Annotated in this window: 12 protein-coding genes; 10 read left to right on the forward strand and 2 right to left on the reverse strand. The window is 39.6% G+C overall.

Translation table 11 applies throughout. The features are described from left to right. From mngB to HCJ55_RS10940, 8 genes are all read left to right on the forward strand, one after another. Entirely contained in the window at positions 1 to 2,628 is a 2,628-nt protein-coding gene (gene mngB, locus HCJ55_RS10905) for a mannosylglycerate hydrolase (protein WP_185518165.1), read from the forward strand. Positions 2,629 to 2,660: 32 nt separating this feature from the next. Next, positions 2,661 to 4,595 (forward strand): BglG family transcription antiterminator, encoded by a 1,935-nt coding sequence (locus tag HCJ55_RS10910; protein WP_185518167.1) that lies wholly within the window; start codon positions 2,661 to 2,663, stop codon positions 4,593 to 4,595. A gap of 126 nt (positions 4,596 to 4,721) precedes the next feature. Next, on the forward strand, positions 4,722 to 5,159 hold the full coding sequence (locus HCJ55_RS10915) for a DUF4064 domain-containing protein (RefSeq protein WP_185518169.1): 438 nt from the start codon (positions 4,722 to 4,724) through the stop codon (positions 5,157 to 5,159). After that, positions 5,150 to 5,560 carry a hypothetical protein gene (locus tag HCJ55_RS10920; protein ID WP_185518171.1) on the forward strand — a complete coding sequence of 137 codons (411 nt, stop codon included), beginning with the start codon at positions 5,150 to 5,152 and terminating at the stop codon, positions 5,558 to 5,560. The genes HCJ55_RS10915 and HCJ55_RS10920 overlap by 10 nt, the downstream gene beginning before the upstream one ends. Before the next feature lie 108 nt (positions 5,561 to 5,668). Further along, on the forward strand, positions 5,669 to 6,676 hold the full coding sequence (locus HCJ55_RS10925) for an inorganic phosphate transporter (RefSeq protein ID WP_185503048.1): 1,008 nt from the start codon (positions 5,669 to 5,671) through the stop codon (positions 6,674 to 6,676). A gap of 15 nt (positions 6,677 to 6,691) precedes the next feature. Then, positions 6,692 to 7,072, forward strand: a complete 381-nt coding sequence (locus HCJ55_RS10930) for a VOC family protein (protein WP_008949073.1) — start codon at positions 6,692 to 6,694, stop codon at positions 7,070 to 7,072. Between the two features lie 69 nt (positions 7,073 to 7,141). Beyond that, on the forward strand, positions 7,142 to 7,534 hold the full coding sequence (locus HCJ55_RS10935; protein WP_185518173.1) for a DUF1149 family protein: 393 nt from the start codon (positions 7,142 to 7,144) through the stop codon (positions 7,532 to 7,534). A gap of 12 nt (positions 7,535 to 7,546) precedes the next feature. Beyond that, positions 7,547 to 7,969 carry a NusG domain II-containing protein gene (locus HCJ55_RS10940; protein ID WP_185390589.1) on the forward strand — a complete coding sequence of 141 codons (423 nt, stop codon included), beginning with the start codon at positions 7,547 to 7,549 and terminating at the stop codon, positions 7,967 to 7,969. Between the two features lie 154 nt (positions 7,970 to 8,123). Here the strand turns inward: HCJ55_RS10940 and ppsA are convergent, their stop codons facing one another. Both ppsA and HCJ55_RS10950 read right to left on the reverse strand, forming a co-directional pair. Continuing rightward, positions 8,124 to 10,724 (reverse strand): phosphoenolpyruvate synthase, encoded by a 2,601-nt coding sequence (gene ppsA, locus HCJ55_RS10945; protein ID WP_185518175.1) that lies wholly within the window; start codon positions 10,722 to 10,724, stop codon positions 8,124 to 8,126. A gap of 199 nt (positions 10,725 to 10,923) precedes the next feature. Further along, complete coding sequence (locus tag HCJ55_RS10950) at positions 10,924 to 11,784, reverse strand: cell envelope integrity TolA family protein (RefSeq protein WP_185503050.1); 861 nt, start codon at positions 11,782 to 11,784, stop codon at positions 10,924 to 10,926. Positions 11,785 to 12,007: 223 nt separating this feature from the next. Between HCJ55_RS10950 and HCJ55_RS10955 the strand changes: the two genes are divergently transcribed. Both HCJ55_RS10955 and HCJ55_RS10960 read left to right on the forward strand, forming a co-directional pair. Further along, a complete protein-coding gene (locus HCJ55_RS10955; protein ID WP_185503051.1) occupies positions 12,008 to 12,199 on the forward strand; it encodes a hypothetical protein in 192 nt (63 codons plus the stop codon). Between the two features lie 25 nt (positions 12,200 to 12,224). After that, positions 12,225 to 13,034: a ZIP family metal transporter gene (locus tag HCJ55_RS10960; protein ID WP_008946830.1), complete on the forward strand. Its 810-nt coding sequence runs from the start codon at positions 12,225 to 12,227 to the stop codon at positions 13,032 to 13,034. Positions 13,035 to 13,088 lie beyond the last annotated feature (54 nt).

Raw genomic sequence — 13,088 nt, forward strand, 5'->3', positions numbered from 1 at the left:
ATGACTAAAACGAAAGTACATGTAATTCCGCATTCGCATTGGGATAGAGAATGGTATTTCACTTCAAGCCGTTCAACAATCTATTTAGTGAAGCATTTAAAAGAAGTAATTGAAACTTTAGAAGCGAAAGAAGATTACCATTTTTACTTAATGGATGCTCAAAGTTCTTTAATAGAAGATTATTTGCGCTACTGCCCGGAAGATAAATCGAGATTAGAAAAACTTATTGCTGAAAAACAGCTTATTACGGGGCCTTGGTATACACAAACGGATCAATTAGTCATTTCACAAGAATCGATTGTTAGAAACTTGCTTTATGGTACGAGAATTGCACGCGAAATGGGACATAGCATGGCTGTTGGTTATGTCCCGGATGCATTCGGACAAGGTGGTAATATGCCGCAAATTTATAAAGAATTCGGTATCTCGAAGTTTCTGTTTTGGCGTGGGGTTGCTGATAATCGCTTGAAACAAACCGAATTTATCTGGCGCGGTGATGATGGCACAGAAATGCTAGCGGAACAAATTCCATTCGGCTACTACTACGGAGCGAACATTCCGGAAAATGAAGCCGAACTTAAAACGTATTTGGATGAACAAATTGGTGCTTTAGAAGAAAAAGCTTCAACGCCAAATGTCTATTTCCCAAACGGTTTAGACCAAGCGCCAGTCAGAAAAAATTTGCCGGAATTGGTTGCGAAATTCAATGAATTAGATAGCACGCGGGAATACCAAATCGCTTCACCAGAAACATTTTTCGCGGATTTAGAAAAAGATGTGACCGATTTACCAGTCATTGCCGGCGAATTAACAGAAGGAAAACATAGTCGCCTGCACAAATCGATTTTCTCTACTCGAGCTGATTTAAAACAAGCGAACAATCAAATTGAAAACTTTTTAAGCAATGTGCTAGAGCCAGTTCTTTCAATCAGCTACTCACTTGGCAACCGCTACCCACACAATGAACTCGCAGAAATTTGGAAGTTGATGTTTGAAAATGCTGCACACGATAGCATTGGTGGCTGTAATAGTGATACGACCAACCGCGACGTCAAACATCGTTACAAATTGGCTTCGGATTTAGTGACCAATTTACTCGATTTAAACATGCGCCTAATCAGCGAAAAAATCGAACAAAAACAACCATTCCAATTTACCGTTTTCAACCCACTTCCATACGAAAAAAGTGGCGTTATCAAAATGACCGCCTACATTCCAGAAGACAATTTCACAGTAGAAGATACGCAAGGAAACACGCTTGAATACACCATTCTAGAGAAAACAGACCTAACCGAATATGTCTTGAATCAACATATCGATCTAAATCCAAGCAGACCCGTTTATTTACCAGAAAAAGTCTTTTTAGCGACGATGCTAGTAAACGTAAATAACCTGCCAGCGCTAGGATACGACACCATCTACTTTAATTTAGAAAAAGAAACACCAGAGCAAGAACCGAAACAATCCGCCACGACAAAAATCGAAAACGAATTTTATGAAATCCAGCTAGCAGCCAACAATTCACTAACGATTCATGATAAAAAAGCGGGCAGAACTTACACCGATCAAATGATTTTTGTGGAAAATGGCGACGATGGCGATTCCTACAACTATTCTCCGCCACGAAAAGACCTTGTAATTTCATCGAAAGAAGCGGTAGTGGAAAGCGTAGAGTCTAGCATATCAAGCGTCAACCAAGCATTAACTATTTCCTTCAAGTTAAATGTACCGTATAATTTAGAAGAACGCGCAAATGGTGAAAAAAATAACGAAATGACTATCAAAACAGTAATTTCTTTACGTAAAAATGAAGAACTCATTCGTTTCGATGTACAAATTGCTAACCAAGTATTGAGTCATCGTTTATGCGTCACGTTTGCAACCGAAATTGCTAGCAAATTCTCAACAGCTGATCAATTATTCGCGCCAATCCAGCGCCCGGTTCGTCTTCCAGAAATGGATGTATGGGAAGCGGAAGAATGGCAAGAAGCGCCAATTTCGATTGAAGCAATGCAAAGTTTTGTCAGCTTACATGATGAATCTCATGGGGTCGCTGTAATGACAGAAGGCGTGCGCGAATATGAAATCATTGGCGAAAATTACGATACGATTTCGCTAACCTTATTCCGCACATTTAGCCATATGGGTAAAACCGATTTACTATATCGTCCAGGTCGGGCTTCCGGTGAATCAATCGTTGCGACACCAGACGCACAACTACTTGGCGAAATCAACGCAACATTCGCGCTAACTTTATTCGAAAGCTCTTTTGACGAAGCGGAAATCGCGAAAAAAGCAAAAGAATACTTATCGAATCCACCAGTTTACCAAATGTCAGATTTCCTAAACGGCCGCTTAATTTATGTTTACCGCGACGAAGACAAAACGCTGGATGCGACATATAGCTTGGCACTTCCGACAATAGACGGAGCGATTATTAGCGCAGTGAAAAAAGCCGAAGATAGCGATGCCTTCATTACGCGCTTTTTCAATCCATATTTACAAAAAGAAATTACCATTCCAGAAATTTTCCAAGGCAAAGAACGCCACTTGGATGAAAGCCCTGCGAAGGAAAAACAAGCGACTTTAAAACACGCCAAAGTCCAAAGCTATTTATTTGAAAAATAACGATTAACTACCTAAAAAAGGAGCTGCTAATAATGGGATATTTCGCTTATAAACGTTTGGAAACACTATATGGCATGCTCCTTGATGCGGGTAGCCATTTATCAGCTCAGAAACTCAGCCAAGATTTACATATTTCCGAACGAACGATACGAACGGACATTGCGAAACTAACCGAATTTCTCGAAAATAACGGGGCAACTATAACGCTCACTCGGGGTGCGGGTTACAAAATCGAAATTCTTGATCCGACCGTTTTTCAAGCTTTTCAAGCCGAAAAAAATAAACCGAAAAACGCTGATTATTTTGACTTAGATAATCCCGAAGAACGCGTGAAATATGAGATTTTCTTGCTGCTATCAAGCGCCGACTATATTAAATTGGAAGACTTGGCAGATACGATTTTTGCTAGCCGTGCAACTATTTCCAATGATATGAAACAAGTTCGGAAGGTTATTGCTTCCTATGATTTAACGCTTGTCTCGAAACCGGGTAGCGGCGTGAAAATTGTCGGCGATGAAGAAAAAATGCGCTATGCTCTAACCGCGCTAATTGCTTCCAAAAACGCCCCAGAATCCTACTTAGAGTCATTTTTCGAATGGCATAAACAAAAAGATAAACTGCAAAAATTAATGACAGCTGTGACCGATTATTTTTTTGCGACCAACATTCGTTTCACAGACGAAGCGCTTCAAAACTTACTTTTACATATGATGATTTTAGTGGAACGAATTGAACTCGGGCATATGTTGGAACAGTTTGAATTAACGGACGTTAGTGAAGAAGAAATCGCGATTGCAGCTAAATTGGCAACTATTTTAGAATCCCTTTTCGAAATAGAGATTGCCGACGCGGACAAAAATTATTTACTTCTCCAAATCGCCAGCAAACGAATTTTGAACGTAGAAGATAAAGAAATTAGCGAATTTGATGATTATGCGTATATCGAAGGCATGTTGAACCGCATTGAGTCACATTATTTTTATCATTTACAGGATGACATGCAGCTGAAAAAGGATCTTGTTGCCCATATTCATTCCATGTTATACCGCGTGAAATACCATATGACCGTCAAAAATCCAATGACGGAGCACATTAAACGCTATTATCCATTAGCTTATGAAATCACACTCGACGCAGTAGAATCACTAAAAAAAGACTATCCATATGACATTAATCAAAATGAATTAGCCTATTTGGCGCTTCATATCGGGGCATCTTTAGAGCGAAATTATCAAATCTCTTACTATCGTCATAAATCAGCTTTAATCGTTTGTGGGTCAGGTTTTGGAACAGCAAGAATTGTGGAAGCAAAAGTGAAGTCGGCAGTGAGCAATCTCGACATTACAAAAGTTGTTTCGATTCAAGAATATAACCGTTTTATCCATATTGAAGAAGATATCATTCTTTCCACCGTTAGAATACCTGAGAAAAATAAGCCGGTCATCAAAATCAGCAACATCCCAACAAATGAAGAATTAAAAATGCTCGGGGCAATTATTCAAGAACAAACTGATCCTAACCGTGGCTTTCTATCTAATTTCTTCACGGCCGATTTTTTTGCAAGAAGCAGTATGACGAGTAAAACGGCAATTTTAGAAGAAATGGTCGACTCATTGCAGCAACAAAATATTGTTGGTGACGACTTTCTGCGCTCGGTTCTCGAACGTGAAAAACTAGGCTCAACGGTGCTCGGAACCGGAATAGCAATCCCGCATCCACTCGGACTAATGGCGAAAGAAACAAAAATCGTTATTCGGATATTAGATAAACCAATCAAATGGGATCAAAAACAATCCGTCCGCGCCGTATTTTTACTATGTATAAGCAAAAATGATTATGAAGAAGCCATTAATATTTATGAGTTGCTCGTCGAATTAGTGCGCGAAGAATACGGTGAAAAGCTTTCAGGACTTTCTGATTTTTATGGATTCACGGCCCTGGCAAATGATATTTTGAAGAAAAAGTAAAAGCTATCTCCTTTTTAGGAAATAGCTTTTTCGTGAATTTTTCGTGAATTTTCTCATTTTTGTATTTAGTGAAAGCGTATTTCATGGTACACTATAAGAATACTAACTAAACATATGGAGGATTTAATGAACAGACAAACAGAATTTACATTACTTATCGTTGGTGCTTCTTTAAGCATATTAACTTTTTTTGGAGCTGCGCTTTACACCGTGCTTTTTGGTTTTAGCGCGCTGGTGATATTTGACGATGCAAGTTATTTCGCGAGTTCAGAAGATTTAATTGTAACAGGGATAATGGCTTTTGGCTCAATGATTGCCGCAATTTTTGGTCTTATATCCGCGGTTTTTGGCTTCATTGGTGCATTTAAAGTGAACAGTGGCGGCTCAAAATTAAAAACAATCGCCATTTGCTTTATCATTTTAGGTGGATTACAAGCTTTCTCAATTCACGGAATTTTATTCATAATTGCAGGTATTTTAATACTTAACAAAAAAGAATATAAAACAGTTTCTAAGAAATATGAAACAATTTCTACAGAAGATGAGGGGACGAAATGGGAATGATGATGTTCTTACCAATACTTTTTATTGTTGGTGCAGTGTTAGGGCTAGCAGCAAAAGTACTTTTAGCAATCTGGGTATATAAAGATGCAGAACAACGTGGAATGAATGCAATTCTTTGGTGTCTGCTGATGGTATTTATTAATGTAATTATTATTCTTGTTATTTACCTTATCGTTCGCACGAAAGGTGAAGTAATTAAACGGAATATAGGACTGTTGATTAGTGGGATTATTTTAGCGGTAGTTAATACTATTATTGCCATTTTTGCAGTGATTTTCTTACTATACTTTGCGGTTACTGATGACGGAATGTATAACATGATGAACGGTTATGACTATGATTATGACTATAACTACGATGATGGTGAACAATACGACCGCGAAAACTGGGAAGAATTTTAATTACATCAACAAGAATCTGCTACCTAATATGGGAGCAGATTCTTTTTATTTTCCCGCAAAAAGGGTATAGACAATAAAAAAGTGAATCTCGACAAGGAGAACTGCTGAATGGATACAGTTATTTTAGTAACGATTATTATTGTCATCGTGGGGTTGGCATTTGATTTTATCAATGGCTTTCACGATATTGCCAATGCTGTTGCCACGAGTATCTCAACTAGAGCTTTAAAACCTCGCGTAGCTATTGGAATTGCAGCAATCATGAACTTTCTGGGCGCCATTTCATTTACAGGTGTAGCGGAATCACTCACAAAAAGTATTGTAGATCCATTTTCGCTTAATAATGGGGAGTTTGTTGTTTTATGTGGCTTGATTGCCGCTGTGATTTGGAATTTGATGACTTGGCTTGTCGGTATGCCGAGTAGTTCCTCGCATGCGCTGATTGGTGCGATAGCCGGAGCGTCGATTGCTTCTGCTAGCAGTTTCAGCGTGCTTAATTGGTCTGGATTTACAACGATTATTATCGCATTAATTATTTCGCCAATTCTTGGTTTTACAGTTGGTTACTTGATTTATTCGCTCTTCAAACACCTTTTTCACGATAAAAAACTTGGGAAAATGAATCGACGCTTTCGTTTTATCCAAATTGGAACCGCGGCCGCCCAAGCCTACTCACACGGAACGAATGATGCGCAAAAAACAATGGGAGTTATCACGCTAGCCCTAGTTGCGAGTGGGCTTTTGAAAGAGTCGGCGGGTATTCCGTTTTGGGTGCAAGTCAGTTGTGCGGCATCGATGGCGATTGGTTCGTCTGTTGGTGGCTACCGGATTATCAAAACGGTCGGAACGAAAATCATGAAAATCACCCCGGTTACTGGAGTGGCGTCTGATTTAAGTTCGCTTTCCGTTATCATGACAGCAACCCTGATTCATTTGCCAGTAAGTACGACGCAAGTAATTGATAGTTCGATTATGGGCGTTGGAACAGCTAACCATAAAAAAGAAGTCAACTGGCGCACGGGAAAAAACATGGTTGTCACTTGGTTTATAACGTTACCACTGGCAGGGATTTTGGCAGCAGTGGTATACTGGATATCAGCAGCAATTTTTTTATAATAAGGAGGCATTTGAATGAAAATCGAACACGTCGCATTATGGACAACTAACTTAGAAAAAATGAAACAATTTTATAGTACTTATTTTGGTGCAACTGCAAATGATCTATATGAGAATAAAACAAAGGGCTTTACTTCTTACTTTCTTTCGTTTGCGAGTGGTGCAAGACTAGAGATTATGAGTCGGACGGACGTAACAAATCAGCTAAGCGGCGAAAACCTAGGTTGGGCGCATATCGCTATTTCAACTGGAACGAAAGAAGCGGTAGATGAATTGACTGAAAAACTAAGACAAGATGGTTTTGAAATTGCCGGTGAGCCAAGAATGACGGGCGACGGATACTACGAAAGTGTCGTGCTTGACCCAGAAGGCAACCGTATCGAAATAACTTGGTAGCAGCAATTTGCCAGTCGCTTAGTTATCATGTAATATACGGGTGTACATACTATAAATGAGGTGAATTTTATGGATATCGTAACTAATAAGATTGTCGTAGAAAAGTATAACTTTGAAACAACAGTGGAAGCAAATGAGCAATTCGAAAACAAAATTGAATTAGAGGTCCATGAAGTAGAGCCAGTCGATGGCAATGTAGAGCTTATGGCAAAAGGAAAAATTTTCAAGATAACTATTCCTTTTTTATTAGTGCTTGAAAATTTCCGGATTGATGGTAGAATCAGCCGTATTATTCAATTAAAAGATTTTTTCGGTGACTTTTCGGATTTAGAAGCTGTTGATGTGGAAGGTATATCCAACCCATTAATTGACTACATCAAGCGTTTAACCTATGATGTAACAGAAATTGCGTTCGATGAGCCGGGAGTTAGCTTGGATTTTAACGCTAATCATAATGGCTAGTTAGGAGAAAAAATGCGTCAATATATGAAAATGGTACGCCCATTTGATTTTGTAATTATTGTTGCACTGATTTTGGGTTCGTTTTTGCCACTAATATTATTTTCTGTTGCTGAAGCAAAAAACGTAGGCGATGACGTCGTAGCAATCATTTCACAAGATGGCAAAGTAATCCGGGAAATCCCGTTAACTGGCCACAAAGGAAATGAACAGTTTACGATTAAAGGGAAAGGCGCGCAATATAATTTGATGGAAGTAGATGGCGAACGGATTCGCATTAAAGAAGACAACAGCCCAGACCAAGTAGGCGTCAAAATGGGCTGGAAATCCAAAGCCGGTGACACCATTGTTTGTTTGCCACATAAAGTATTCGTAGAAATCAAATCAACAGACAAAAAAAGCAAAGACCCCGATACAGATTTAATTGTGCCGAATTAAAACACACTAAGCGATTAGTGTGTTTTTATATTTTGAGAATAAATGCTAGCCATGCCCCAAAAGCAATCAATTTAAGCAACGAACCATTTGTTTGGAGAAAAAAAGCATAAACAAAAACCCAGCAATTCCTTTTTAGGGATGCTGGGTTTGTTGTTTAATCAAGTATTTCAATGTAACCATCTGTGCCATTTATCCGTATTTGCTGGCCGTCTTTGATGATTTTCGTAGCATTTTCGACGCCGACGACAGCGGGAAGACCATACTCGCGTGCAATTACAGCCCCGTGAGTCATCAGCCCACCTACTTCAGTAACGAGCCCTTTTATGGAAACGAATGCTGGCGTCCAACTAGGATCGGTAAAGGCGGTAACTAAAATATCACCATCTTCCAAATCAGCTTTCTCCATATTTAAAATGACGCGAGCTCGACCCTCGACTGTACCAGATGAAACGGGAAGACCGAGAATGGTTTCTTCTGGTAAGTTTTCACGCTTGTATTTGCCATTGATCATTTCGCCGTCGGAAGTAAGAATCCGTGGCGGTGTTAATTTTTCAAAGGAAATAAAATCACTTTTTCGCTGATTAATAAGCTCGTAATCGGCTTGATTTGTACGGGAAGCGGCGCGTAGTTCATCAAAATAAAGGAAGTAAATATCTTCTTTCTCATGAAGCACTCCATTTTGAACAAGTTGTTCGCCAGCTCGTAGCAAAGCGAGTTTGTATATAAAGTAGCGGTTAATCATGCCGTATTTTGGATATTCGCGGTATCCGATGAAATTGCGAAGAATATCGATTTTTGTTTTCACTTCCGCCGCTTTTTTCGCTCCATCAGGTAGCTGCTCCAAGCGCTCAAGAATTCCGCGCTCTTTATTTGCAGCTTCTTTTTTGCCCTGTTCAAATTTATGTTTACTCGCGCCAGGTTCGAAGTTTTTTATATTGCTTAAAATAAGCGGGAGGAGTGCTAGCGGGTTTTCAATCCAACGTGTTTTCGTTAAGTCAATTTCGCCCGCACAGCGCATGCCGTATTTTTGCAAGTAATCATCTAATGCTTTTTTGACAGCTGTTCCACCTTCTAAAGTAGCTAGTTCGTTTAAAAAGTGGGGGTTCTTCGTTTGTTCTAAATAAGCTCTGACAGCAGGATGAGGACGAATGACATCGGCTACATCTAGCAATTCTAGGCCCATCTGGGAAGTGATGTTATTTGGAGCTGATTCAGAAAGCTTATCCGCCACATTTTTTTCGCCAAGCCATTCGTAAACATGTTCATTTAGCCAAGCCGAAGCGTCCATTCCAGCCATAATCGCATCGATACTAGTCGGATTAAATAAAACATTTTTTAATTCTGTTAAATCTTCTGCAATAAAATCAAGCAAATCGGAACCATTTTTTGTTTTAATCGTTTGTTGCAGTTGTTTTATCGAGTTTTCGCTGTTTTTGACTAAATCGAAAACGATAGCTGGATCAGGGACGTTACGGACTGGTGGTTTTCCAGGAGCCACCACTTTGGAATTAGTAGTCTCAACTGGCAATGTTTGTAAGAAATCTTTTTTATTAATCACCGTGAGTAAGGCGTCTTTAATGAGTGGGTCTGATTGGCCGAGCGAGTTCACCATCATATCTCTAGTAGCTGGTGATGACATGCTTTGCGTAATATCGACAAATAAGCGTCCGCCGGCAGTATACATAGAAGCGGGGGTCGTCATTAGATAAAAGGAAAGTCCAAGTGGCTTCATCGCATCCGTCATCATTTGCTGGTGTGCAACAGAAATATAGACGCGGTTACCGGGCGCATCCACCTCAGGAATTGGATATAAAGTAGTAATAGGTCGACTTTGAACAACATAAAAAGTATCGCCCACCAAACACCATTCAATATCTTGCGGCTTACCAAAATAAGCTTCTATTTCTCTCCCTAGTTTCGCGAGTTGCAAAATTTGCGAATCAGTTAATGTTTGCTTTGTTTGTTGCGTTTTTTCAAGCTGGCGCGTCTCCGTTCCGCCTTCTTTTATACTGTAAATAGCAAGTTTTTTAGTAGCGATTATTTTGTTTGTAATTGTATTTTCTTGAACCGTATAAGAATCAGCAGAAACTAAACCGGAAACAAGTGCTTCACCTAAGCCAAAACTGGCATCGATCGAAAGTGATTTTCGATTGGAGGTAATTGGGTCAGCTGTAAATAAAATACCAGAAGCATCTGGAAAAATCATTTGTTGAACAACAACCGCTAGCTGGACTTTGCTGTGCTCGAATTGATTTTGAATTCGATAAATAATAGCTCGTTCAGTAAATAAAGAAGCCCAACATTTGCTGATATGAAGAAGTATTTCATCCCTGCCAATAATATTTAAATAAGTATCATGTTGCCCGGCGAATGAAGTGTGAGGCAGGTCTTCCGCAGTGGCACTAGAACGCACCGCATAAGCTCCATGCTCACCTAAATCTAAAAGGGAAGCGTTGATAGCGTCTAGGATTTCAGGAGCAATATCGATATTTTGAATCAGCGTTCGAATAGCCGCACTGATTTCTCGGATAGAGTCACTATCGCTCGTTTTTAGTAAGGAAAGATGTTGGAGTAGCTGATTGAATTCGCTGTTTTCTGCCAATGTTTTTTTATAAGCTTCTGTTGTGAGGCAAAAACCTGGTGGGACAAGAACTCCAGCGATTTTGGAACAGGCGCCTAGATTCAGTCCTTTACCACCAACAAGGGCTTCCGTGGCTTTATCGATGTCTTGAAATTTTAATACGTATGGCTGCATTTATTCATCCCCCTATTTTTTCGAAAAAATAATACTTGACGGTAAAGAATACCTTGTTGTATACTTAAAGTAGGGATTGCTTTACACAAGTATATTTAAACAATTATATCTATATAAATTTACCACGAATCTGCCCTAAATTCAATTAAAAACAAATATAAAAAGCAAAATTTCTCGTTACAAGAAATTTTGCTTTTTATTACTGTTCAAATTTACATAAAGTTAAGCCTTGCGCTTTGGCTGCGGAAACTGTTACGGCAGTTTCGCCATTGGAGTTGTTTAAGCCTCGACAGTTTTGATCATAATGGTATTTTTTACCGGTAGCAGTAATATAAACCATTTGTCCTTGTTCATTACTAGTATCTGGTTGTGCAGCGGCACGTTCTGCGGAAGCGCGTTTTGCTTCAGCCGCTTTTTTCTCAGATGCGACTCTAGCTTCTTCGGCTTTCTTTTCAGCTGCCACTTTTGCGTCAGCGGCACGTTTTTCCTCTGCTGCTACGCGTTCACGTTCTACTCGTTCGGCTTCAGCTTTTTCAGCCGCGACACGAGTTGCTTCTGCTTTAGCTGCCAGTTTTGTTTCATAAGCAGGGGTTACTGCTAGTTTAAGCGTTTGTTCTTTTGTTTTGCCGTCAATTACAATAGAAAGAACTGCATCTTGTGCTTTATCAAGTTCATTTACGGAAAGGCGGAAAGCACCATCTTCACCAGCTGTAGTTACAGCGTCTGGAAGTTCCACTAAATCAAGTGATACAACTGCGCCAGGATTTGTTTTCCCTTCAACAATCAAGGTTCCTTCATCGTCCGTCGTGAAAGTTGTTTCTGCTTCTAAAAGTGGTGTAGTCTCAATCGTCTTCGTTTTTTCTTCTTGTTTTGGCTCTTCCGTGGCTGCTTCATCTTCAGCTGCAGGAATAATCCCAATCCCAATAATAATCGCTAAAATAGAACTAATAATAACAATTTGTGTTTTTCTACGAGGCCAATTTCTCTTTCTAAATCGTAAAATCCCAAAAATCAACACACCAATACCTGCTAGAAATAATAAAATTCCTAATCCCGTCATATACATCTCCCTCTCCCTTTTTGTACAACGCTATATTATATGCATAATGTGAGTGAATACACAAGATAAATAAGCTGTTTTTCATACAATAAAAGAAAAAAACCATTAAAATCATCTAGGGATTCAAATAAAGGTGAAATAAATTACAAAAACTCATCAACTTGAATAATCTAATTGATTGCTTTATGATGAAGGAAAGACAAGTGTTTTGGAGGTGCTAGAGATGGGGAAACCGATAGAAGAAATTGGTGCTGAGCTTGGAGAAAAAGCAGAAAAAGTAGCTCGAAAAACTGGGACTGTTGCTGGAACGGCGGCTAAAATTTCTGTTTATGGTTCCGTTTGGGCTGTTAAAACAGGAGTGAGTAAGGCTCGTGCGTTTACTCGCGGTTTTAAACAAGGATGGTCTGGCAAATAAGCAATAGGAAAAGGGAGAAAGTTAATTGTTAAATTACTTATCGCAACTAAATCCGGTATTGTTAGCGTTACTTGCCGGGATTTTCACATGGGCTTGTACAGCAGCTGGGGCTTCGCTCGTATTTTTCTTTAAAAATTTAAATAAAAAATGGGGCAATGTTATGCTTGGTTTTGCTGCTGGTGTTATGCTTGCGGCAAGTTTCTGGTCGCTACTTGCTCCTGCAATAGAAATGAGCAAAGACTTAGGGAAGTTTTCTTTTGTTCCGGCTTTAGTGGGCTTTTTACTTGGGGGAATATTTTTACGGGTGATCGACCGTATTATTCCACATTTACATTTCGGGTTTCCAGAGCAGGCAAAGGAAGGACCGAAAACATCGCTTCGAAAAAGTATTTTACTCGTTCTATCAATTACGATTCATAACATTCCAGAAGGTGCCGCGGTTGGGGTTGCCTTTGGAGCGGTGATAACAGGAGACACGGAGACGCTTATTACAGCAATCGTTTTGGCGCTTGGTATTGGGATTCAAAATTTCCCAGAAGGAGCAGCAGTGTCCATTCCTTTGCGCGGAGAAGGGCTTTCTCGGAAAAAGAGCTTTTGGTACGGACAATTATCCGCAGTAGTTGAGCCGATTTTCGCGGTGATTGGTGCAATTTTAGTAGTTTTCGTTACGCCTATTTTACCGTTCGCGCTTGCGTTTGCGGCTGGAGCGATGATTTTTGTTATTGTAGAAGAGTTAATCCCGGAATCTCAAGTAGAAGGTTCGGCGGATTTAGCGACGGCAGCTACCATGGCTGGCTTTGCGGTGATGATGGTTTTGGATGTTGCGTTAGGATAAATTACAAAACTGCTTAAAAACGTAATTAAATGTTTGCGGAATACGTTTTTTTGC

The organism is Listeria marthii (assembly GCF_014227425.1).
In the GTDB taxonomy this organism is placed as follows: domain Bacteria; phylum Bacillota; class Bacilli; order Lactobacillales; family Listeriaceae; genus Listeria; species Listeria marthii.